This window comes from Pseudomonas sp. B40(2017) (assembly GCF_002112855.1).
Classification (GTDB): domain Bacteria; phylum Pseudomonadota; class Gammaproteobacteria; order Pseudomonadales; family Pseudomonadaceae; genus Aquipseudomonas; species Aquipseudomonas pharyngis.
In genome coordinates, this window is sequence record NZ_NEIT01000002.1 from 706,787 (window position 1) to 728,468 (window position 21,682).

The following is a 21,682-nucleotide window of genomic DNA, read 5'->3' on the forward strand; positions in this document are numbered from 1 at the left end:
GTTTGCGGAGAGTTTTTCATGGTCAACAGTTGGCGTGTGCAACAAGCCGCACGAGAGGTTCGCGCCGGGGCGGTGATTGCCTATCCAACCGAAGCCGTCTGGGGGCTGGGGTGCGATCCTTGGAATGAAGAAGCGGTGGATCGCCTGCTGGCGATCAAGAACCGTTCGGTGGACAAGGGCTTGATCCTCGTCGCCGACAACATTCGTCAGTTCGATTTTCTGTTCGAGGATTTCCCGCAGGACTGGATCGACCGCATGGCCAGCACCTGGCCGGGCCCGAACACCTGGCTGGTGCCGCACCAGAACCTGTTGCCAGAGTGGGTGACCGGGGTGCATGACACCGTGGCGCTGCGGGTCAGCGATCATCCGCAGGTGCGGGATCTGTGCTCGCTGGTAGGGCCGTTGATTTCGACGTCGGCCAATCCGCAGGGGCGGCCGGCAGCGCGCACGCGCTTGCGGGTCGAGCAGTATTTCCGTGGTCAGGTCGATCTGGTGCTTGGCGGAGCGCTTGGCGGTCGCAAGAATCCGAGTCTGATTCGGGATCTGGCCACCGGCAAGATCGTGCGCCCGGCCTGATATCACCCTTGGTTGATTCTGTGAGTACTCCTCGGCTTCCATGGCGAGGAGTACTACGCGCATCTACGATTTTTCCTTCATATGGCTGAAGTTACAGCCCGGTTTTTGCTTTGAATTTCTCCTTTCTACGTCAGATGAATCTTTAAGTATTCAATTGTTGTAATTTTTCCGACGTTATTCTCAGAAGCCACACAGTGGCGATTTTTCTAAAACCATTCATTATTTCAATGCGCTCAGAAAACTTCGAAAAGTTAACGGCTGCGGAGAAGAAATGGATATCAGGGATTCGCAATTAACGGATTATCTGCAGGAGATTCAGACGACCTTTAAAAGGCGTCATGAAAACTATCGCATCGTTATTCTTGAAGCAGGATCAGACACACGAGAGTTTGAACGGTTTGTTTCCCGTCATTTTCGATTGCGATTGCAACACTACATGTTGACACCCAGAGCCAGGTCACTTGAAACACGCCTGGCGATTATTTCGCGCAGTACCCACTTTCTGTTGTACCAGCACGACAGGCCCACGGCCGTATTGAGAGTGACCCCTGCGCCGTTCGAATGGGCCTCACTGGCGCAGCAACAACTGTCTCCCGCCACGACGCTGTCGCGCCATGTCGAGTTCAGTCGCTTGATCAGTCACTCGCAAACTCAGTTCCCCATGTCGATCAACGGCCTGCTGGCCGCTGCCACGGAATGGGCGGTCACGCGGGGTTATGAGGGCGTTACCGCGCTCTGCCGATCACCGCAGCGGCGACTGTTCCAGCGCTTCGGCCTGACGCCCATCACCACCGACGCCCTTCGCATCGAACAGCGCCAACGCGGCGATTACTGGCTGCTCTCGGCTCAATGGCAGCAAATCCTCACGGCACTTCAACAGTCTGCCCACCTGCTCGCCAACCCATTGGAGACCCCCATTGATGAATACGCCTCTCAGTTTTGAACAACAATTAAGCCTGCTCGATGAGCGAATCGAAAAGTCATGGACCGATATTCTGGAAAGTTCGCGGCTGGTGAAAGCCATCCGTGAGGGCAGCGTTTCCAAAGCCTTGTACGCGATCTATATGATTCAGACTTTTCACTACACGGCGCACAATGCGCGAAATCAAGGATTGGTCGGTGTCCGACATGCGGATAATCCGGTGTATGCCAAGTTCTGTTTTGAACATGCGGCACAAGAAGTCGGCCATGAAAAAATGGCACTGCACGATGTCATGAGTCTTGGTTTGAAGAATGAAGTGTTTGATATTCCGCCTGCACTTCCGGCCACTGATGTGCTGATCGCTTATTTATATTGGATCTCCTTTACCGGTAACCCGTTACAACGGCTTGGTTATAGTTATTGGGCAGAAAATGCCTACCAGTTCATTACTCCGCTCATCGATAGCCTGAGTGAAACACTGTCGCTAAAACCCGCTCAACTTACATTCTTCATTGCACATTCCGACATTGATATCGAGCACTTCAACGAAATCAAACTGATGCTGCAGCGCACCTGCAAGCGTCAGGAGGACTGGGATGCGATAGCCACTGTGATGGAAACCAGCCTGCGTCTGACCGGCAACATGCTCGAGGCGGTTTATGAGCAGTTCGAGGCCTGGCAAAACGGGCTGGCGCCCCGTTATGAATTCCTCCACGCCCTGGCCAACCAATGAAGGCCGCCCGCCGATGTTCCGATCAGATGGCTGGAGGCAGACATGGCTGATTATTTCGACCGGCTCAACTACACGCTCGGCGATGAGGACACCGCGCTTGAGTACGCGATCCTGCCCAGACATGCCAGTCACGTGCTGGGTATCGCCGGATGCGGCGGCCGGCTCTTGCCGTTATTGGCCGCCGCCCCGGCACGCATGACCTGTACCGATATCAGCGCGCCGCAACTGGCGTTTACCCGATTGCGTTTTGCCCTGCTGGAACAGACTGATCACGAGTCGTTCATGGCGTTCATGGGCTATCGAATGGAAAGTATGAGGGCGCGACGCCGCTCCATCTTCCAGCAACTGGTTTTACCGCCGGCGGATCGTCGCTGGCTGTCCGTGTTTTTTCAGTCCCGAAGTTGGGAAGCGCCGATCTACATGGGCGCATTCGAGCAGACCCTGAAGCGCTTGGCGAAGATCACCGGACTGTTCACCGGCAAGGCCGGCCGGGGCATTTTTCAGTTCAGTCAGCTTGACGAACAAACGGAATATTACCGAAACCGCTTTCCGCTCAAGCGCTGGAAAGCCGTGATCGCGTTGCTGGGAAACGCAGCAGTCCTCAATTCGCTGCTGTACAAGGGCGCGTTTCCACCCAACAACCTGGGGATCAGTTCCCGCGCGGCGTATCTGGAAATTTTCCATACGTTGTTCACCACTCAGGTGGTCCGCGAGAGCTTTTTCCTGCAAATGCTGTTTTTCGGTGAGCTGCGTTATCCACAAGGCTTTCCGCTGGAGTGCGATCCGCAGATTTTCCAGCGGGCCCGCGAGGGGCTTCAGCAGTGCGAGTTACGCGTCGTGCAGGCCGACATCCTCGACTGCGTTGCCGGGGAAACAGCCATCGATTTCGTATCGCTGTCGGACGTGCCTTCCTTCATGCCCGAAGCGGCCGGCAAGAACCTTTTGCAGCGCCTGGCACCGGCCCTGGCAGGAAACGCACAGGTGGTCATGCGCGGGCATTTGCATGTGGTGCGACCCGATTGCGCAGGTTTCTGCGATATCACCCAGCAATACCAGGCAGACATTGCGCGAGAAAAAACCCAGCTCTGGCATGTCCAGGTCTATCGCCGCACACCCTCTTTGCAGGTATCCCGATGAACACTTTTCAACCGACCGTCAATTGGGTCAAAAACCGTGTCCGGCAAGCGCGAGACGATCAGCAGCAGCTGTTCGATGCAGGGCTGAATGGCCTGAAGCTGGCTAAACGTGAAGGCAAAGAGATCGAACTCGAAAGCGGCGAGCGGCTGACCGAGTTTCTCTCGTGTTCTTATCTGGGGCTGGAGTGTGATCCTCGCTTGATTCAGGGGGCGATGCACTCCGTCGAGTCCTTCGGCGTGCAATTCGCCGCCGCACGGACCCGAGCGCTGTTGCCACCCATGCGTGAGCTGGATGAACTGCTGAACCGGATATTTCAGGGGCATTCAGTCACCTTCAACTCGGTGGGCAGTGCACATCTTGGCTGTCTGCCGCTGCTTGGTTCCGGTGAGATGCCCTCCTATCCCATGCGTCGTGGCCCGTGCTGGATTGTCGACCGTGCCGCTCATGCTTCGATGCAAGTGCTGCAAGGCATTCTCTGGCAATTCGGCCCGATACAGCGCCGCGATTGCAGCGATGTAGAGCAGGTCGAAGAAGCGTGTTCAACGGCAGTCGCGGCGGGTAATACGCCCATCATCCTGACCGACAGCATTGGCTCGATGCGCGGTGTTTACCCGATCAATCGCCTGTTGCAACTGGCGGAGCGTTTCGACGGTTATCTCTATGCGGATGACGCCCACGGTACCTCGATCCATGGCGTGGCCGGAGGTGGTTACGCGCTGGACGCGGCGGAAGAACGACAGCGTGGCCGGCTGATCCTCCTGTCATCGCTGTCCAAGGCGTTCGGCGCAACCGGTGGGGCAATCACTGTGCGTACCGAAGCCGATGCCGAGATGATTCGGCGCCATGCATCGACCTATACGTTTGGCGGACCATTATCCGTTGGCGGGGTGGGCGCGGCAGTCGCTTCGGGGAAAATCCATTTGTCGCCGGAGCTGGGTCATTTGCAGGTAGCGCTGTGGCGAAACATCGCCACGGTCGACAGGTTGCTGGGGCCAGTGCTGGGCAATCATCACGTCGCGTCTCCCATTCGTTTTATCCGTGTCGGGGCCGAGAGAGATGCGATAAGCCTGGCGCAGCATTTGCGCCGGCAGGGCATGGCGGTCACCACCGCGGTGTTTCCGGTGGTGGCCAAGGGCGAGGCCATTTTGCGTCTGGCCATCAGCGCGAGCCACAGTCAGCTCCAGTTGGAGTCTCTGGCGAACGCCGTCCGTAGCGGATTCGATGAGTTGGGCATTCGTCAGGGAGGGCGCGGTAATGAGCAATGAACCGATCACCGATGTTTTGGCCGAGGCGTTTGCGAATAAATTGGCTCACGCACGCTCACTGTCGTGGTTCCGTGCGCTGTATCCGCGAATCCTGGAAGTGCGGGGATTGGCCGATCTCCATCGATTGCCGGTTCTGGCGGTGGAAGACGAGTCCGGCGGCGTATTGTTTTCCACCCTCGGTGAAGCCTCCCATCGAGCACCGGGCGGCGGGCTGACCCTGACCTCGGGAGGCAGCACCGGCAATCGCAAACAGATCACCCATTCCTGGGCGTTCAACGCTGCAATCGTGCCTTTGGGGGCACGGATGTTCGGTTCGACGGACGAACGCCCCGAGGTGGTCGTCAACTGCCTGACAGCCGGGGAAATGCAGGGTGCCTTTCAATACGCGGCAGCTATCGTCCAGCACATTGGCGCACGCCTGCTGCCTGCCGGTTCACAGATGGGCGTGCAGCGCGTTGCCGAGCTTATTGAGGCACACAAGGCTGATGCGTTGATATGCACTCCCTCCTTCGCCGCCGCGTTGTTCAATCATGAGAAAGTCGGCGCTGTGCAATTGTGCAGCCTGAAGTGGCTTTACTACATTGGAGAACCTTGCAGTCAAACGCTGCGCGACCAGTTGGCCCGGGACTGGCCGATGCTGAAGATCCGCTCGCTGGGCTACAGCTCGACGGAGACCGGTCCCATCGGTTTTCAGTGTGCCCATCTGGAGCACGGTTTTTTTCACCTGCATGCGGACGCCATGCTGCTCGAGGTGGTTGATTCTCTGACCCTGCAAGCTGTAACTGAAGAGGAAGCCGGTGAGTTTCTGCTGACGCCATTGCTTCCTGATCATGTGCCGTTGTTGCGTTACCGGATCGGCGATCGTGGGCGAATCCTGCGCACAGTGACGAAGTGCGACTGTGGCAGTTCCATGCCGGTACTGGCGCTTGAGGGGCGGGTGGAAACATCGATCAAACTGGGGGGCGCGATCATCACTCAGTCACAGGTGTTGCACGTACTCCGACAGCTTTTGCCGCAGCTGCAGAACACCGATGTCCAGGTGCAGATTGATCGACAGCCCGAGGGGGCACGCATGCGTCTGGTCATAGCCGAGGACGGACTGACAGCCAACACACAGAGCGTCATTGAAGATGCGTTGCAAGTCGAAGGACAGGCCAGTGCATTGCTCAGGCTGCCGGGCGTTTTGGGGTTGGAGGTGAAGCGTCTTGCCCGTCAGGAATTCGAAACTACCCTGGCCGGCAAGACGCCGTTTTTCGTGACGACGGAAAAGACCCCGGTACCGTCATGAAGATGCGCCGAGGTCATTGGTGGTCAGGGCAGCAGAACAGTGGAGCCCGTGGTGCGCCGCGCCGACAGCTCGGTCTGCGCTTTCGCCGCGTCAGCCAATGGATAACGCTGGCTGATATCCACTTTCAGCTTGCCGCTGGTAATCATCCCGAACAGCTCGTCGGCCATGCGCTGCAGGTTTTCGGCGTTATTGGCGTAGGTCGCCAGGGTCGGACGGGTGACGTAAAGCGAACCTTTTGCCGCCAGAATCCCCAGGTTCACCCCGTCCACCGCGCCCGACGCATTGCCGAAGCTCACCAGCAGGCCACGGGGCGCCACGCTGTCCAGCGAAGCCGGCCAGGTGTCCTTGCCAACGCCGTCGTAGACCACCGGGACTTTTTTCCCATCGGTCAATTCCAGCACTCGTTGGGCGACGTTTTCGTGGCTGTAATCGATGGTTTCCCAGGCGCCATGGGCCTTGGCCAGATCGGCTTTGGCTTTCGAGCTGACGGTGCCGATCAGCTTCACGCCCAAGGCCTTGGCCCATTGACAGGCGAGCAAACCGACGCCGCCGGCCGCTGCGTGAAACAGAATGGTTTCGCCACCCTTGAGTTCGTAGGTCTGGCGCAGCAGGTACTGCACGGTCAGGCCCTTGAGCATCACGCCGGCGGCGGTTTCGAAGCTGATGGCGTCCGGCAGTTGCACCACATTCGCTTCCGGCAGAACGTGAACGTCGCTGTACGCGCCCAACGGGCCGCTGCCGTACGCCACACGGTCACCGACCTTGAACCGGGTGACCTCGCTGCCCACGGCCTCGACAATGCCGGCGCCCTCCGCACCCACGCCCGACGGCAACGCCGGTGGCGCGTAAAGACCGCTGCGGTAGTAGGTGTCGATGAAGTTCAGGCCGATGGCCTTGTTGCTCACGCGAACCTGCTGCGGACCGGGCTCGGCCGGTTGATAGTCAACGTACTCGAGCACTTCGGGGCCGCCGTGGGCGCGGAACTGGATTCGCTTGGCCATCTGCCTACTCCTTGGGTCATTTGGGAAGGTCCCTATCGAACGCTCATGCTTGATCTTCGTCAACTGCGGCGTGCCGGTTTGCGATGGTATGCTACGCGCCCATTTGCGCGGGGCGCCGCGCAGTTCCGCCCGATCCAAGGTGAAGCCATGACGACCCGCACCGACGCCGTAAAGGCCTATCTGCTCGACCTGCAAGACCGCATCTGCGCCGCGCTGGAGACCGAAGACGGTGGCACGCGCTTCGTCGAAGACGCATGGACCCGTCCGGCCGGCGGTGGCGGTCGGACCCGGGTGATCGAGAATGGTACGGTGATCGAAAAGGGCGGCGTCAACTTTTCCCACGTCTTCGGCAGTGGCCTGCCACCGTCCGCCAGTGCCCATCGGCCGGAGCTGGCCGGGCGTGGCTTCGAAGCCCTCGGCGTGTCGCTGGTGATCCACCCGCACAATCCGCATGTACCGACGTCCCACGCCAACGTGCGCTTTTTCATTGCCGAGAAGGAAGGTGAAGAACCGGTCTGGTGGTTCGGCGGTGGCTTCGACCTGACCCCGTACTACGGCAACGAAGAAGACTGCATCCACTGGCACCGCGTCGCCGAGCAGGCCTGCGCGCCGTTCGGCCCGGACGTCTACCCGCGCTACAAGGCCTGGTGCGACACCTACTTCCACATCAAGCATCGCCACGAACCGCGCGGCATCGGCGGGTTGTTCTTCGATGACCTGAACGAGTGGGACTTCGACACCAGTTTCGCCTTCATGCGCGCCATCGGCGATGCGTACATCGACGCTTACCTGCCAATCGTGCAACGGCGCAAGAACGACGCTTTCACCGCCAAACAGCGCGAGTTCCAGGAATTCCGCCGTGGCCGCTACGTCGAATTCAACCTGGTTTACGACCGTGGCACCCTGTTCGGCCTGCAATCGGGCGGGCGCACCGAGTCGATCCTGATGTCGCTGCCACCGCAAGTGCGCTGGGCCTACGACTGGAAAGCCGAGCCGGGCAGCGAAGAAGCGCGCCTGACCGAGTACTTCCTGCAAGACCGCGACTGGCTGGCTCAGGCCTGAGGACTTCTGATGGATCGTTACGTCGTTTTCGGTAACCCGATCGGCCACAGCAAGTCGCCGATGATTCACAAACTGTTCGCCGAACAGACCGGGCAGCGTCTCGACTACAGCACCCTGCTGGCGCCGCTTGAGGACTTTTCCGGCTGCGCCACGGCGTTTTTCCAGGAAGGTCGCGGCGCCAACGTGACCGTGCCGTTCAAGGAAGACGCCTATCGCCTGGCCGACAGCCTGACTGCCCGCGCCAAACGCGCGGGTGCGGTGAATACTTTGAGCAAGCTCGACGACGGCAGCCTGCTCGGCGATAACACCGACGGCGCCGGTCTGGTGCGCGATCTGACGGTCAACGCCGGGATCAGCCTCGCCGGCAAACGCATTCTGCTGCTCGGCGCCGGTGGCGCCGTGCGTGGTGCGCTGGAGCCGTTGCTGGCGGAAAAGCCGGCCTCGGTGATCATCGCCAATCGCACAGTGGACAAGGCCGAGCTGCTGGCCGAACTGTTCTGTGATCTGGGGCCGGTGTCGGCCAGTGGTTACGACTGGTTGCGCGAGCCGGTGGACGTGATCATCAACGCCACCTCCGCCAGCCTCACCGGCGATGTACCGCCGATTGCCCCAAGCCTGATCGAGCCCGGCAAGACCCTGTGCTACGACATGATGTACGGCAAGGAACCGACCGCGTTCTGCCGCTGGGCCAGCGAGCATGGCGCGGGCGTGGTGATGGACGGGTTGGGCATGTTGGCGGAACAGGCTGCGGAAGCCTTTTTCCTTTGGCGCGGTGTGCGTCCGGACACTGCGCCGGTCCTGGCGGAATTGCGTCGGCAATTGGCGCAGTAACCCCTGTAGGAGCGAGCCTGCTCGCGATGACGTCGCCAGATCCAGCATCAATCTGACAGACAGATCGCCATCGCGAGCAAGCTCGCTCCCACAACGGGTTCTTCTTCAATCTTCAAAGCGGATCGGGCATTTCTCCGGCCCTTCGAGTTTGCGCAACTCCTCCACCACCTGCGGTCGCGCCTGACGCAAGGTCAGGCTGCGATCCTGGCGCAGCAGGCGCCGGGCTTCCTGATGGAGCATTTCCACGCCGGAATAGTCGATGAAGTTGATCTGTTGCGCCTCGATCACCACCCGCGCGCCGTGCATCCGTTGCAGGCGCACTTGCAGGTAGTGGCTGGCGCCGAAAAAGATCGAGCCGCCGACCCGCAGTACATCATCTTCGCCATCACGCCAGTGCTGTACTCTCGGCTGCGAAGTGCGCTTGAGGTAGAAAAACAGCGAGGCGAGCACGCCGGCATAGATTGCCGTCTGCAATTCCAGCAGCAACGTGGCAATGCAGGTCAGGCCCATCACCACGAATTCCGCCCGGCTGACCCGCAGCAGCGCACGAATGCCGCGATGATCCACCAGTCCCCAGGCGATCAGCAGAATGCTGCCGGCCATGGCCGGGATCGGAATATGCGCGATCAGCCCCGCACCGAAAATCGCGAACAGTGCCACCCACAACGCTGAAAACACCCCGGCCAGTGGCGAACACGCCCCGGCCTCATAGCTCAGCCCGGAACGGGTGAACGAGCCGGCGGACAACGATCCCGAAAAGAACGCCCCGACGATGTTCGAAAGCCCTTGCGCGCGGACTTCCTGATTGGCATCGAGCAGCTGTTGCGAGCGCGCGGAAATCGAACGGGCAATCGACAGGCTGGTGACCAGCCCGAGCATGCCCACCGCCACGGCACTGGGCAGCAGGCGCAGGATCAGATCCATATCCAGCGGCAGTCCACTGAACGGCGGCAAGCGCCCGACAAACGCGCTGACCAACTGAACGTGGCCGAACATCGCCGGCCACAGCCACACCACCAGACTGCCGAGCACCAAGGTCATCAACAGCGTTGGCCAGCGTGGCAGCCATTGTTTGAGCAGCGCACCGACCACCACCGTGGCGACACCGAGGACCAGCGACGGTTTATCCACAGCCCCGAGATGGCGTAGCAGATCCATCAGGCTGGCCAGCGCCGTGGCCTTGGCCGGCAGATCCAGTCCCAGCAGGTTCGGCAATTGACCGATGGCAATCACCACCGCCGCGCCGAGGGTGAAACCCAGCACCACGGAATGCGAGACGAAATTCACCAGCGCGCCGAAGCGCAACAGGCCAAGCAGCCACTGGAAAATCCCGGCGAGAAAGGTCAGCAGCAGGATAAGGGTGATGTAGTCCTGTGATGCAGGCACCGCCAGTGGGCTGACACTGGCGAACAGCACAATCGAAATGGCCGCTGTCGGGCCGCAGATCAAGTGCCACGACGAGCCCCACAGACAGGCGATCAACACCGGAACGATGGCGGCGTAGAGCCCGTACTCCGGTGGGAGACCGGCGATCAGGGCGTAGGCAATCGACTGGGGCAACGCGAGAATCGCCCCGCTGAGGCCGACGACCAGGTCCCGCCCGACGCTGGCGCGGGTCTGCCGGGGCAGCCAGGTCAGGAAGGGGAAAAGTGAGCGACGGCTGGGGAGGGCCATGGATCCTCTCGGTTTGGGATGGGTGGTGTGTGAAGGGTATCAGGGTGTCAATCAGGAACAGCCCCCTCACCCTAACCCTCCCGAAACGTCGGACCGCCCGGAGGGAGAGGGAACTTACCGAGGTGTCTTTTCGAAATCCATCGACCTGAAAGTCTTCAGTCGAACTCAGGTTCTGAAACCAACGACGGTCAGCTCCCTTTCCCCCTCGCCCCCCTTGGGGGGAGAGGGTTGGGGTGAGGGGGGAAAAGATCTAAAGCGAACTCAGACCTTCAGCACACCGCGATCAAAGCTTCGCTTTAACCGCCGCCAACGCATCTTTGCCATCCACCGTCTTCACACCATCAAGCCACTTATCCAACACCGCCGGATTCGCCTTGATCCAGCCCTTCGCCGCCTCCGCATTGCTGACTTTCTTGTTCACCACCTCGGCCATGATGCTGTTCTCCATCTCTTGAGTGAACGAAAGATTGGTCAGCAATTTACCCACATTCGGACAGGCCTCGGCGTAGCCCTTGCGGGTCAGGGTGTAGACGCTGCCGGTGTCGCCAAAGTACTTCTCGCCGCCCTTGAGGTAGTGCATTTTCAGCTGCACGTTCATCGGGTGCGGGGTCCAGCCGAGGAAGGTGACGAATTTCTGTTTCTTCACCGCCCGCGAGACTTCAGCCAGCATCGCCTGTTCGCTGGACTCGATCAGCTTCCACTGGCCCAGGTCGAAGTCGTTTTTCTTGATGATCTCTTGCAGCGAGATGTTCGCTGGCGCGCCGGAGCCGATGCCGTAAATCTTCTTCTCGAATTTATCGGCGTATTTATTCAGGTCGGCAAAGTTATGCACACCCGCATCCCACACGTAATCCGGCACGGCCAGGGTGAATTCGGTGCCGTCGAGGTTCTTCGCCAGTTGGGTGACGTCACCGGTGGCGACGAACTTGTCGTAGAAACCCTGCTGCGCCGGCATCCAGTTGCCGAGGAACACGTCGACCTGGCCATCCTTCAAGCCGCCGAAGGTGATCGGCACCGCGAGGGTGTCGACCTTGGCCTTGTAGCCCATGCCATCCAGCAGAAACCCGGTGATGGCATTGGTCGCGGCGATGTCGCTCCAGCCGGGGTCGGCCATTTTCACCGTGTCGCAGCTCTCGGCGAACGCGGATGCGCTGCCCAGTGCCAGCAGGCTGACCGTCAGGACTGTGGATAACTTGACCATGAACTTCCCCTTAACGTTATTGGTTTTGGCAGGGTTGTGGATAACGGGCCTTGCGCTCCAGGTCATCGAGGTCGATGTGGTTGCGCATGTATTGCTGACTGGCGTCTACCAGCGGCTGGTGATCCCAGCTCTTCAGCTTGCCGATTGTCAGTGCCTCGGCGACGAAACGCCGGCGACGCTGGCTTTCGAGGACTTCGCGGTGGATCGCCGGGATGTCCCACCTGGCCCGTGCTTCGGCGAGAAAATCGTCGAACAGCCGGCGATGTTGCGGTGATTGGCTGAGTTCTTCCTGCTCGCGTGGGTCGTTATCCACATCGAAGAGTAGGCAAGGGTCGGATTCGCTGTAGATAAATTTGTAGGCGCCACGACGGATCATCATCAGCGGGCTGACGGTGCCTTCGGCCATGTATTCGCCGAACACTTCGTCGTGACCGCCCTGCCCTTGCAGGTGCGGAACCAGCGAACGGCCGTCCAGCGGCAGGTCAGGCTCCAGGCTGCCGCCGGCCAGTTCGACGAAGGTCGGCAACAGATCGGCGGTGGACACCGCGGCGCTGACACGGCCTGATTGGAACTGGCCAGGTGCACTTATCAACAGGGGCACCCGCGCGGCCATTTCGTACCAGTGCATTTTGTACCAGAGGCCCTTCTCGCCGAGCATGTCGCCATGGTCACCGGAAAACACGATGACGGTGTCATCCATCAGCCCACAATCTTCGAGGGTTTGCAGAAGTTTGCCGACGTTGGCGTCGATATAACTGCAAGCACCGAAGTAGGCACGGCGGGCATCGCGAATTTTATCCACAGGCAGAGGCTTGTCCCACAGGTCGTAGACCTTGAGCAATCGCTGGGAGTGCGGATCGAGTGAACGCTGATCCGGCGTCGTCGGAAGCGGGATATCCGCATCGTCGTACAAATCCCAGAACGCCTTGGGAATCGTGTACGGATCGTGGGGGTGAGTCATCGACACGGTCAGGCAAAACGGCTGATCGCCATCCTCGCGGATGTGGTCGAACAGGTATTGCTGAGCCTTGAACACCACCTCTTCGTCGAAGTCGAGCTGGTTGGTGCGTACGCACGGGCCGGCCTGCAACACCGACGACATGTTGTGATACCAGCTCGGCCGCACATCAGGCTCGTCCCAGTTCACCGCCCAGCCGTAGTCGGCTGGATAGATGTCGCTGGTCAGGCGCTCTTCGTAACCGTGCAGTTGATCGGGGCCGCAGAAATGCATCTTGCCCGACAGCGCGGTGCGATAGCCGAGGCGGCGCAGGTAATGGGCGTAGGTGGGAATGTCGGCGGGGAAATCGGCGGCGTTGTCGTAGGCGCCGATCTTGCTCGGCAACTGGCCGCTGACCAGGGTGAAACGCGACGGTGCGCACAGCGGGCTGTTGCAGTAAGCGGCATCGAATACCACGCCTTGTTCGGCGAGGCGGCTGAGATTCGGCAGTTTGATCGGCGACGGGCCGTAGAACGGCAACATTGGCGCGGCCATTTGATCGGCCATGATGAAAAGAATGTTCTTGCGCTTCATGTGATCGCGGCATTCCATAGTGAATATTTATGCGACATTGCTGCGATCGAGCATGGATTCCACGCAATATCCGGTAAAGCCCGCGCCGGACAATGACTAGGATAAGCACAGCTTATGTATGAAGCCCTCGGTGATCTGTCGCTGGACCTGCTGCGCGCCTTCGAGGCGGCGGCCCGTCATCGCAGTTTTACCGCTGCCGCTGTTGAACTGGGTACGACGCAACCAGCAATCAGCCAACAAATCAAACGGCTGGAAGAACAGCTCGGCACGCGGCTGTTCGATCGTATCTACCGGGGCATCGAACTGACTGAGGTCGGCTCAATCCTGTTCGAGCAAGTTACCCTTGGTTTGCAGAATATCGACGCGGGATTAAGCGCAATCAGCACGCAGCAGCAACATGAAGTGCTGCAGGTTGCCACCGATTTCGCCTTCGCCGCGTATTGGCTGATGCCGCGTCTGCACCGCTTCCATGAAGCTTATCCACAGGTGGACGTGAGCCTGGTCACCAGCGAGCGCAATCACAACATGCTGCGTCCGGATATCGACGTTGCCGTGCTGTTCGGCGACGGTCGCTTCAAACAGGGCGAAAGTCACTGGTTGTTCAGTGAAGAAGTGTTTCCGGTGTGCAGCCCGCAATTGCTCAAGGATCGCCCCCTGCCCTTGCCGGCCCAGGCATTGATGGAGTTTCCGCTGCTGCACCTGCGCGGGGAAAACAGCAGTAACTGGTTCGACTGGAGCGGTCTGTTCCGCGCGCTGAACATCAGCGCGCCGCCAGCGCCGGGCCAACTGCGCTTCGACAATTACACCCTGCTGATTCAAGCGGCGATTGGCGGTCAGGGCGTGGCGATTGGCTGGCGGCACCTTGTGGATAACTTGCTCACTCAAGGTCTATTGTGCCGGCCGATCGCCGAAACCACCCTGTCGCGTCTCGGTTATTACGTGGTGCTGCCACAGCGCAAGCGCCGGGGCGCGTTGATCCAGACGTTCGTGGATTGGCTGATGACCGAACAAGCCAGCAGCGCCGAGTCCTTGGCCGGGCTGCCGCTGCCGTCAATTGCGGTATAACGATCAGGAGGCGGCAACAAAATCCACGTGTTGATGGATATGCAGATTCAGTCGCAGCTCATCGGCAATCCCCACCGCCACCCGGTTCAGGCGTTCCAGCGGTTCAGCCAGTCCCGGTTCCAGCGTACGGCCGACCTGACTGAAGTGCTCGATCGTCAGCCCGGCGACGCTGCGCGGTGCGTTCACCAGCGTCCAGTGCAACGGGCTGCTTTGCAGGGCTTCGTGTACTTCCAGAGCGGCGTGGCGTTGCAGCGGGTCGGCGTTTTCCGGATCATCCAGTGCTTCGAATTCGCCGATGACAAACAGCCGCGAGACGTTTGCCGCCTGTAGCCCATCGATAAGCGCATCCACCGCCAGCACCTGTTCCACCGGCCCCAGCACCACGGATTTTTCGACATGATCGCTGCTCAGCGGCAAGCCCGGCGCATTCAGCAGGCAGATCACTGCCGAGCTGCCGGCCACGCTCTGATTGACCCGCTCGGCATCGAGCAGATCGCCGCTTTTGGTGCGCAGCCCCGGCCGTGGGGCGAGCGCCGTCAAATCGTCGAGGATCGCGATTACTTCGTGCTGGCGACGCAGCAGTTCAGCCATCAACGCGCTGCCCAGGCTACTCATGGCACCATAGAGCACCACTTTCACCGCCGGGGTTTCGGCATTTTTCATGGCTGAGGTTCCTTTTGTTTTCCCTTGTATGGCGTGTGACATACGGGCAGCGCCGAGGGTTCGAACCGATTCAGAGGGTTTGCGATGCAGACGATCAAGGGTTATCACGCCCACGTTTATTACGACGCCAGCACCATTGAACAGGCGCGGGCGCTGTGTGAACAGGCGGCAGCGCTGTTTCCATTGAAGATGGGCCGCGTGCATGAACGTCCGGTCGGCCCGCACCCGGACTGGAGCTGCCAGCTGGCCTTCGGCCCGGAGCTGATCGGCGATGTGCTGCCGTGGCTGGCACTCAATCGCAAGGGATTGGTGGTGTTCCTGCACCCGGACACCGGCGATGACTTGCTCGATCACACCGAGCACGCGATCTGGATGGGCGCGATGCGGCCGCTGGATCTGTCTGTTTTTTAATCAGATGGTTTCTTCGGGTTCGCCAGGTAAATGCTCGTCCAGGTGCAGCCATGGCAACTGGCTGTCGGTCCAGATATGCCACTCGGCGGCGGCCTGCTCCGGATGATCCAGTGTGGCGACCGTCAGATCGATGCTCTCGGGGCTGAGCAGCGTCACCAGCGCCAGTTGTGCGCCGCAGTTCGGGCAGAAGAACCGTGCGCAGCTGTCTGAAGAGTCGTAGCGCGAAGGTGTTCCGGCCAGCCACTGGAAGTTCGCTGCCGGCAGCGTGATCCAGGTGGTGACGATGCCACCGCTGACTTTTCGGCAAATCGAACAATGACAGTGGGCGATGTCGTGCAATGCTCCGCTGAACTGATAGCGGATATGTCCGCAGTGGCAACCACCGCCGTGCAAATCAGTCATCGCCCTGCCCTCCGCTTCCCGTGTTCATTGACTCTAGCCCGCATCCGACGGCCGGTTGGCCGTTCGCCCAAAGCTTTCTTGCGCGAAAGGTAGCTGAAAGGTTCCCCGATTAGGATCGCCCCCACTGCCGGCAACAGACCGGTTGGCCAACGCGTGTGATTGCTCGCACGACAGGCCCAATTAACAACAACAATGGTGATTCTGATGTCCTCTGCAACCCGCCTCCTCCCACGCCTTTTTTCTGACACTCCGCTCGTACGCCTTGTGCTTCCCGTTCTGCGCTGATCCAACCCGATCCGCTCACTTACCTAGCCGCGCTACGCCTGGAGTATTCCCATGCTGACTTTCCTTGGCTTCGCCATGGTCATCACGTTCATGTTCCTGATCATGACCAAGCGCCTGTCTGCGCTGATCGCTCTGATCATCATCCCGATCCTGTTCGCCCTGTTCGGTGGCTTTGCTCCGAAGATCGGCCCGATGATGCTCGAAGGTATTACCAAGCTTGCGCCGACCGGCGTGATGCTGATGTTCGCGATTCTGTATTTCGCCCTGATGATCGACTCCGGCCTGTTCGACCCGGCCGTGCGCAAGATCCTCAAACTGGTCAAGGGCGACCCGCTGAAAGTTTCGGTCGGCACCGCCGTTCTGGCGCTCGTCGTTTCCCTCGATGGTGACGGCGCGACCACTTATATGATCTGCGTGGCCGCCATGCTGCCGCTGTACAGCCGCATCGGCATGAGCCCGCGGATCATGGCCGGTCTGATCATCCTCGCCGGTGGCGTGATGAACATGACCCCATGGGGTGGCCCGACCGCCCGTGCCGCCAGTGCGCTGCACGTGGACCCGTCGGACATCTTCGTACCGATGATCCCGGCGATGGCTGCCGGTGTGGTGGCGATCCTGATCATTGCCTACTTCTACGGCAAACGTGAGCGTGCGCGTCTGGGTGAGCTGCACCTGATCGGCGACGAAATCGATCACAGCGAAATCAGCGTTTCGCAATTCCCGGACGCCCGCCGTCCGAAACTGATCTGGTTCAACGGCCTGCTGACCCTGGCCCTGATGTGCACGTTGATTGCCGGCCTGTTGCCGCTGCCGGTGCTGTTCATGGTGGCGTTCAGTATTGCCATGATCGTCAACTACCCTTGCCTGCAAATGCAGAAGGATCGCGTCGCCGCCCACGCCGGCAGCGTGCTGTCGGTGGTCAGTCTGATCTTCGCGGCGGGCATTTTCACCGGTATCCTGTCGGGCACCGGCATGGTCGATGCGATGTCGAAAAGCCTGCTGGCGGTGATCCCTGATTTCCTCGGCCCGTACCTGGCGGTGATCACGGCGCTGGTGAGCATGCCGTTCACGTTCTTCATGTCGAACGACGCGTTCTACTACGGTGTGTTGCCGGTGTTGTCCGAAGCGGCCAGCCATTACGGCATCACCGCGGTGGAAATGGCCCGTGCCTCGATCGTCGGTCAGCCGGTTCACCTGCTGAGCCCACTGGTGCCGTCGACATACCTGCTGGTGGCACTGGCGGGGATCGAGTTCGGCGATCACCAGCGTTTCACCCTGAAGTGGGCAGTGCTGGTCTGCCTGTGCATACTGGTCGCCGCCTTGCTGTTGGGGACTTTCCCGCTGTTCAGCACGTTGTAACGGCACCAAACTCACCCGGACGCCAGCTGATTGCTGGCGTCCTGGTTTAACACTCGCTCAAAGGAATACACATGGAATGGCTGACCAACCCTGAGATCTGGGTTGCCTTCTTCACCCTGACCGCCCTGGAAATCGTTCTGGGCATCGATAACATCATCATGATTTCGATCCTGGTCAGCCGCATGCCCAAACACATGCAGCAGCGCACCCGGATCTTCGGTCTTGGCCTGGCCATGATCACGCGGATCCTGTTGCTGCTGTCGATCACTTGGGTCATGCGCCTCACCGCCGACCTGTTCGAAGTGTTTGGCCAGGGCATTTCCGGTCGCGACCTGATCCTGTTCTTCGGTGGCCTGTTCCTGCTGTGGAAAAGCTCCCAGGAGATGTACCACGCACTGGAAGGTGAAGATGAAAGCGACGACGAGCCTTCGGGCAAGGGCGGCAACTTCCTCTACACCATCATCCAGATCGCAATCATCGACATCGTGTTCTCGCTGGACTCGGTGATCACCGCCGTCGGCATGGTGTCCCACGTTCCGGTCATGGTCGCGGCGATCATCGTGGCCGTGCTGGTGATGATGCTGGCCTCGGGCAAGATCAGCGAATTCATCGACAAGCACCCGTCGCTGAAAATGCTCGCGCTGTCGTTCCTGCTGGTGGTCGGCACCGTGCTGATTGCCGAATCGTTCGACGTGCACGTACCGAAAGGCTACGTCTACTTCGCCATGGCGTTCTCGCTGGCGGTCGAAGCGATCAACATCAAGATGCGCACCGCCATCGCGAAAAAACGCAAACAGCAGGATCCGGTGAAACTGCGCAAGGATATTCCGGGTCAGTAACCCGAACGCAGTGAACATGACAAAGGGCCTTCGGGCCCTTTTTTCATGGCCGCATGAACCTGTTTTCATGACACTTTTGTTTCAATCCCCGCTTTAGCTGTGCAATGCTGGCGCCCAGACCGTTAGCCAACTACAGCTTAAGTATCAGAACGTAGAAATTGCGCGGTACCGTCAACTTGCCCCTCTGGGGCGCTGCCATTACAGGGGGTCTGCATGCTAACCCTGCTCAATTTGCTGTCTGCCGTGGCCCTGCTGATCTGGGGCACGCACATCGTTCGAACCGGCATCCTGCGGGTGTACGGCACCAATCTGCGCCACGTGATCGGCCAGAACATGTCCAAACGCTGGCTGGCCTTTGTCGCCGGCATCGTTGTCACTGCGATGGTGCAGAGCAGCAACGCCACCGCCATGCTCGTGACGTCGTTTGTCGGTCAGGGCCTGATGGCGTTGACCCCGGCCCTGGCGACCATGCTCGGTGCCGACGTCGGTACGGCGCTGATGGCGCGGGTGCTGACGTTCGACCTGTCGTGGCTGTCGCCGCTGCTGATTTTTATCGGGGTAATTTTCTTTCTGTCGCGCAAACAGACGCGGCTCGGGCAGATGGGCCGCGTGTCCATTGGGCTGGGGCTGATCATTCTGGCGCTGCAATTGATCGTCGAGGCCGCTGCGCCGATCACCCATGCCCAAGGGGTGAAGGTGATTTTCGCCTCGTTGACCGGCGATATCCTGCTCGACGCCTTGGTCGGCGCGCTGTTCGCGATGATTTCCTACTCCAGCCTGGCGGCCGTGCTGCTGACCGCTACCCTCGCCGGCGCTGCGGTGATCAGCCTGCCGGTGGCGATCGGTCTGGTGATCGGCGCCAACATCGGCAGCGGCGTGCTGGCGTTCATGAGCACCAGCATGCAGAACGCCGCCGGCCGGCAGGTGGCGCTGGGCAGCCTGCTGTACAAGCTGATCGGGCTGCTGCTGATCATTCCGGTGCTCGACCCGCTGGTGCACTGGATCGACAGCCTGGATTTCAGCCCGCAGGAAATGGTCATCGGCTTCCACCTGCTCTACAACACTGCGCGCTGCCTGATCCTGCTGCCGAGCGTCGGGCCGATGGCGCGGCTGTGCGCCTGGCTGCTGCCGGAGCGGCCGGAGGTCAACGGCACCGCCAAGCCCCGCCACCTTGATCCCACTGCGCTGGTCACGCCGAGCCTGGCACTGGCCAACGCCGCCCGGGAAACCCTGCGCATGGGCGACCTGATCGACAACATGCTCGACGCGACCCTCGACGTGCTGCGCGGCAAGCAGACCGCCATCACTCAGGAGATGCGCAAGCTGACCGATGACGTCGAAGCGCTGTACAGCGCGATCAAGCTGTACCTGGCGCAGATGCCCCGCGAAGATCTTGGCGAACAGGACAGTCGGCGCTGGGCGGAGATCATCGAGCTGGCGATCAACCTCAAACTGGCCAGCGACCTGATCGAACGCATGCTGCGCAAAGTGCAGCAGCAGAAGACTTCGCAACGCCGGTCGTTTTCCGAAGACGGACTGGAAGAACTGGCCGGCCTGCACCAGCAATTGATCGCCAACCTGCGGCTCGGGCTGTCGGTGTTCCTCAGCGGCGACAAGGAAAGCGCCCGCCAGTTGCTGCGCGAGAAACGTCGCTTTCGCGCCCAGGAGCGGCGTCTGGCCCACGCCCATGTCAGCCGGTTGCAACGCAAGATCGTGCAGAGTATCGAGACCAGTTCGTTGCACCTGGAGCTGATTGCTGACATGAAACGTTTGAACTCGCTGTTCTGCAGCAGCGCCTATGTGGTGCTGGAAACTTCCGATACCGGCGCGCTGGCGGCGGACGATATGGCGGACATCACGCATTCGCCTTGAACGTCTGGGGTTGTGGTCAGTCAGTAACATTGATTCAGCCTTCAGGTCGCCATCGCCAGCAGGCTGGCTCCCACAGGGAATGCGTTTCAAATGTGGGAGCCAGCCTGCTGGCGATGAGGGCCGGACTGACGACACGGATCTCCAATTCAGCCGTATGGAAGCTCGTTATGCGTTGCCTGTTGTTCGCTTGTCTGCTGCTCGGTTCCCTGCCCGCCTTCGCCCTGGATCGTTTTCAGGTCGAAGGCTATGCGCTGCCCAACGGTTTGCAATTGCTGCTCAAGCCCGGCACCGAGCGTGGGCACGTGGCGATCCGGCTGGTGATCGGTGTCGGTCTCGACGATTTCGACTGCAATGAAAAGGAGCTGCCGCACCTGCTCGAACACTTGCTGTTCAGCGGCATCGACGCCACCGGCGAAGGTGGCCTCGAAGAGCGCATGCAGGCCCTCGGCGGCGACTGGAACGCTTTCACCAGCAACGCCGACACCACGTTCGTCATCGAAGCCCCGGCGAGAAACCAGCGCAAGGTTCTCGACCTGCTGCTGGATCTGCTGACCCAGACCCGTTTCGACGACAACGCGATCAACGCCGCCAAACGGGTGGTCGAGCGCGAGGACGGCGGCCATTACACCCGCCTGCAACGCTTCCTCGACCGGCAGGACCTGGGCCACACCGCGAGCAATCAACTGGCGGTTGAACTGGGCCTGAAATGCCCGCAGCGGGCCGAAGTCGATGGCCTGACTCGCGAGCAGCTGGAGAAGGTGCGCAAGGCCTGGTACGCGCCGAACAACATGACCCTGATTGTCGTCGGTGACCTCGACAAACTGCTGCCGGCCTATCTGGAACGGGCGTGGGGCGCGCTGGAAGCGGTCGAGCCGAGCGAACACCGCCCGTTGCCGGACATCCGCGCCAGCGCCGCTCACGAACGCACGATCACTCGCGGTTTCATCGGCAACAGCGCCAAGCTGCACTGGCTGGTGCCGGAGCCGGTGCTGGACGATCAGTACGACGAAACCTTCGACCTGCTCAAGGAATACCTGGAGTGGGCGCTGTACCGCCAGTTGCGCCTGAACCACGGTTTGTCCTACGGGCCGTGGGCCGAGCGCGAGGTGTTCGGCGGCGTCGGTTTCATGAGCCTCAACGCCGACCTGGATCGCGGCGATATCGCCGAAGCCGAGCAGGTGCTGGAAGACCTCAAGGCCGACCTGCTGAAAAACGGCCTCGACGCCGACACCTTCAATCGCTTGAAACAAGCCGCCATCGCCCACCAGGCCTGGGCCGTGCAAGGCACCAGCGCCATGGCCGACTATTACTGGAGCGCGCTGGGCGACTACGAGGATGGCCGCTTCGCCGATCCTGCGCGGGAGCTGCAAGGCGTGACGCTGGAGGCGGCGAACAAGGCCATGCGCGAATTGTTGCTGCAACCGGGTTATCTGCGGATCGAGAAACCGCTGCTCAGCGACGATCAGGTGTTGTGGCTGCTGGCGGGCGGATTGGGCGTGCTGGTGCTGATTCTGCTCGGCTGGCGCCTGCATCGGCGCAAGTCCGTGCATCCGGAATGACCGGCA

General features: G+C 60.5%; 20 protein-coding genes. 14 read left to right on the forward strand and 6 right to left on the reverse strand.

The window, feature by feature from the left end:
- Positions 1-18 precede the first annotated feature (18 nt).
- The 6 genes from CAF76_RS06855 (at position 19) to CAF76_RS06880 (ending at position 5,921) form a co-directional block, all read left to right on the forward strand.
- The gene (locus tag CAF76_RS06855; RefSeq protein ID WP_085612492.1) at positions 19-576 is read left to right on the forward strand and encodes an L-threonylcarbamoyladenylate synthase; all 558 of its coding nucleotides are present in this window, start codon (positions 19-21) and stop codon (positions 574-576) included.
- A gap of 271 nt (positions 577-847) precedes the next feature.
- Positions 848-1,519: a hypothetical protein gene (locus tag CAF76_RS06860; protein ID WP_064592414.1), complete on the forward strand. Its 672-nt coding sequence runs from the start codon at positions 848-850 to the stop codon at positions 1,517-1,519.
- On the forward strand, positions 1,497-2,231 hold the full coding sequence (locus CAF76_RS06865) for an iron-containing redox enzyme family protein (RefSeq protein ID WP_085612494.1): 735 nt from the start codon (positions 1,497-1,499) through the stop codon (positions 2,229-2,231). Before CAF76_RS06860 ends, CAF76_RS06865 begins: the two co-directional genes overlap by 23 nt.
- A gap of 42 nt (positions 2,232-2,273) precedes the next feature.
- Positions 2,274-3,368 carry a DUF3419 family protein gene (locus CAF76_RS06870; protein ID WP_085647164.1) on the forward strand — a complete coding sequence of 365 codons (1,095 nt, stop codon included), beginning with the start codon at positions 2,274-2,276 and terminating at the stop codon, positions 3,366-3,368.
- Positions 3,365-4,633: an aminotransferase class I/II-fold pyridoxal phosphate-dependent enzyme gene (locus CAF76_RS06875; protein ID WP_085647165.1), complete on the forward strand. Its 1,269-nt coding sequence runs from the start codon at positions 3,365-3,367 to the stop codon at positions 4,631-4,633. Before CAF76_RS06870 ends, CAF76_RS06875 begins: the two co-directional genes overlap by 4 nt.
- The gene (locus CAF76_RS06880) at positions 4,623-5,921 is read left to right on the forward strand and encodes a phenylacetate--CoA ligase family protein (RefSeq protein ID WP_085647166.1); all 1,299 of its coding nucleotides are present in this window, start codon (positions 4,623-4,625) and stop codon (positions 5,919-5,921) included. The genes CAF76_RS06875 and CAF76_RS06880 overlap by 11 nt, the downstream gene beginning before the upstream one ends.
- Before the next feature lie 23 nt (positions 5,922-5,944).
- On the opposite strand, the gene CAF76_RS06885 is transcribed toward CAF76_RS06880, so the two are convergent.
- On the reverse strand, positions 5,945-6,922 hold the full coding sequence (locus tag CAF76_RS06885; protein WP_085647167.1) for an NADPH:quinone reductase: 978 nt from the start codon (positions 6,920-6,922) through the stop codon (positions 5,945-5,947).
- Between the two features lie 147 nt (positions 6,923-7,069).
- Between CAF76_RS06885 and hemF the strand changes: the two genes are divergently transcribed.
- Entirely contained in the window at positions 7,070-7,984 is a 915-nt protein-coding gene (gene hemF / locus CAF76_RS06890) for an oxygen-dependent coproporphyrinogen oxidase (protein WP_007954079.1), read from the forward strand.
- Between the two features lie 9 nt (positions 7,985-7,993).
- Positions 7,994-8,815, forward strand: coding sequence for a shikimate dehydrogenase (gene aroE, locus CAF76_RS06895; protein WP_085647168.1), 822 nt, complete (start codon positions 7,994-7,996; stop codon positions 8,813-8,815).
- A 105-nt stretch (positions 8,816-8,920) separates the two neighbouring features.
- On the opposite strand, the gene CAF76_RS06900 is transcribed toward aroE, so the two are convergent.
- The 3 genes from CAF76_RS06900 to betC form a co-directional block, all read right to left on the reverse strand.
- The gene (locus CAF76_RS06900; protein WP_085647169.1) at positions 8,921-10,489 is read right to left on the reverse strand and encodes a SulP family inorganic anion transporter; all 1,569 of its coding nucleotides are present in this window, start codon (positions 10,487-10,489) and stop codon (positions 8,921-8,923) included.
- A gap of 283 nt (positions 10,490-10,772) precedes the next feature.
- Entirely contained in the window at positions 10,773-11,690 is a 918-nt protein-coding gene (gene choX / locus CAF76_RS06905) for a choline ABC transporter substrate-binding protein (RefSeq protein ID WP_085647170.1), read from the reverse strand.
- A 16-nt stretch (positions 11,691-11,706) separates the two neighbouring features.
- A complete protein-coding gene (gene betC / locus CAF76_RS06910) occupies positions 11,707-13,221 on the reverse strand; it encodes a choline-sulfatase (RefSeq protein ID WP_085647171.1) in 1,515 nt (504 codons plus the stop codon).
- Positions 13,222-13,335: 114 nt separating this feature from the next.
- Between betC and CAF76_RS06915 the strand changes: the two genes are divergently transcribed.
- Positions 13,336-14,286 (forward strand): LysR family transcriptional regulator, encoded by a 951-nt coding sequence (locus CAF76_RS06915; RefSeq protein WP_085647172.1) that lies wholly within the window; start codon positions 13,336-13,338, stop codon positions 14,284-14,286.
- 3 nt (positions 14,287-14,289) lie between these two features.
- Here CAF76_RS06915 and CAF76_RS06920 read toward each other — a convergent pair whose 3' ends face one another.
- A complete protein-coding gene (locus CAF76_RS06920; protein ID WP_085647173.1) occupies positions 14,290-14,949 on the reverse strand; it encodes an NAD(P)-dependent oxidoreductase in 660 nt (219 codons plus the stop codon).
- Positions 14,950-15,033: 84 nt separating this feature from the next.
- Between CAF76_RS06920 and CAF76_RS06925 the strand changes: the two genes are divergently transcribed.
- On the forward strand, positions 15,034-15,360 hold the full coding sequence (locus CAF76_RS06925) for a DOPA 4,5-dioxygenase family protein (RefSeq protein ID WP_085647174.1): 327 nt from the start codon (positions 15,034-15,036) through the stop codon (positions 15,358-15,360).
- Here CAF76_RS06925 and CAF76_RS06930 read toward each other — a convergent pair whose 3' ends face one another.
- Positions 15,361-15,762: a GFA family protein gene (locus CAF76_RS06930; protein WP_085647175.1), complete on the reverse strand. Its 402-nt coding sequence runs from the start codon at positions 15,760-15,762 to the stop codon at positions 15,361-15,363. It lies immediately after the preceding gene.
- 336 nt (positions 15,763-16,098) lie between these two features.
- On the opposite strand from CAF76_RS06930, the gene CAF76_RS06935 reads away from it, so the two are divergent.
- From CAF76_RS06935 to CAF76_RS06950, 4 genes are all read left to right on the forward strand, one after another.
- Positions 16,099-17,406, forward strand: coding sequence for a CitMHS family transporter (locus CAF76_RS06935; RefSeq protein WP_007954069.1), 1,308 nt, complete (start codon positions 16,099-16,101; stop codon positions 17,404-17,406).
- 71 nt (positions 17,407-17,477) lie between these two features.
- Complete coding sequence (locus tag CAF76_RS06940) at positions 17,478-18,245, forward strand: TerC family protein (protein WP_064592444.1); 768 nt, start codon at positions 17,478-17,480, stop codon at positions 18,243-18,245.
- 213 nt (positions 18,246-18,458) lie between these two features.
- Positions 18,459-20,117: a Na/Pi cotransporter family protein gene (locus tag CAF76_RS06945; RefSeq protein ID WP_039764899.1), complete on the forward strand. Its 1,659-nt coding sequence runs from the start codon at positions 18,459-18,461 to the stop codon at positions 20,115-20,117.
- A gap of 167 nt (positions 20,118-20,284) precedes the next feature.
- A complete protein-coding gene (locus CAF76_RS06950) occupies positions 20,285-21,676 on the forward strand; it encodes a pitrilysin family protein (RefSeq protein WP_085647176.1) in 1,392 nt (463 codons plus the stop codon).
- Positions 21,677-21,682: the final 6 nt, after the last annotated feature.

What these genes read in the sequence shown, in the direction of transcription:
- CAF76_RS06855 (WP_085612492.1), top strand. Translation starts at nt 19, where the DNA reads ATGGTCAACAGTTGGCGTGTGCAACAAGCCGCACGAGAGGTTCGCGCC.
- betC (WP_085647171.1), bottom strand. Translation starts at nt 13,221, where the DNA reads ATGAAGCGCAAGAACATTCTTTTCATCATGGCCGATCAAATGGCCGCG.
- CAF76_RS06930 (WP_085647175.1), bottom strand. Translation starts at nt 15,762, where the DNA reads ATGACTGATTTGCACGGCGGTGGTTGCCACTGCGGACATATCCGCTAT.
- CAF76_RS06900 (WP_085647169.1), bottom strand. Translation starts at nt 10,489, where the DNA reads ATGGCCCTCCCCAGCCGTCGCTCACTTTTCCCCTTCCTGACCTGGCTG.
- CAF76_RS06875 (WP_085647165.1), top strand. Translation starts at nt 3,365, where the DNA reads ATGAACACTTTTCAACCGACCGTCAATTGGGTCAAAAACCGTGTCCGG.
- CAF76_RS06940 (WP_064592444.1), top strand. Translation starts at nt 17,478, where the DNA reads ATGGAATGGCTGACCAACCCTGAGATCTGGGTTGCCTTCTTCACCCTG.
- CAF76_RS06860 (WP_064592414.1), top strand. Translation starts at nt 848, where the DNA reads ATGGATATCAGGGATTCGCAATTAACGGATTATCTGCAGGAGATTCAG.
- CAF76_RS06865 (WP_085612494.1), top strand. Translation starts at nt 1,497, where the DNA reads ATGAATACGCCTCTCAGTTTTGAACAACAATTAAGCCTGCTCGATGAG.
- CAF76_RS06920 (WP_085647173.1), bottom strand. Translation starts at nt 14,949, where the DNA reads ATGAAAAATGCCGAAACCCCGGCGGTGAAAGTGGTGCTCTATGGTGCC.
- CAF76_RS06945 (WP_039764899.1), top strand. Translation starts at nt 18,459, where the DNA reads ATGCTAACCCTGCTCAATTTGCTGTCTGCCGTGGCCCTGCTGATCTGG.
- CAF76_RS06935 (WP_007954069.1), top strand. Translation starts at nt 16,099, where the DNA reads ATGCTGACTTTCCTTGGCTTCGCCATGGTCATCACGTTCATGTTCCTG.
- CAF76_RS06950 (WP_085647176.1), top strand. Translation starts at nt 20,285, where the DNA reads ATGCGTTGCCTGTTGTTCGCTTGTCTGCTGCTCGGTTCCCTGCCCGCC.
- CAF76_RS06870 (WP_085647164.1), top strand. Translation starts at nt 2,274, where the DNA reads ATGGCTGATTATTTCGACCGGCTCAACTACACGCTCGGCGATGAGGAC.
- hemF (WP_007954079.1), top strand. Translation starts at nt 7,070, where the DNA reads ATGACGACCCGCACCGACGCCGTAAAGGCCTATCTGCTCGACCTGCAA.
- CAF76_RS06885 (WP_085647167.1), bottom strand. Translation starts at nt 6,922, where the DNA reads ATGGCCAAGCGAATCCAGTTCCGCGCCCACGGCGGCCCCGAAGTGCTC.
- CAF76_RS06915 (WP_085647172.1), top strand. Translation starts at nt 13,336, where the DNA reads ATGTATGAAGCCCTCGGTGATCTGTCGCTGGACCTGCTGCGCGCCTTC.
- choX (WP_085647170.1), bottom strand. Translation starts at nt 11,690, where the DNA reads ATGGTCAAGTTATCCACAGTCCTGACGGTCAGCCTGCTGGCACTGGGC.
- aroE (WP_085647168.1), top strand. Translation starts at nt 7,994, where the DNA reads ATGGATCGTTACGTCGTTTTCGGTAACCCGATCGGCCACAGCAAGTCG.
- CAF76_RS06925 (WP_085647174.1), top strand. Translation starts at nt 15,034, where the DNA reads ATGCAGACGATCAAGGGTTATCACGCCCACGTTTATTACGACGCCAGC.
- CAF76_RS06880 (WP_085647166.1), top strand. Translation starts at nt 4,623, where the DNA reads ATGAGCAATGAACCGATCACCGATGTTTTGGCCGAGGCGTTTGCGAAT.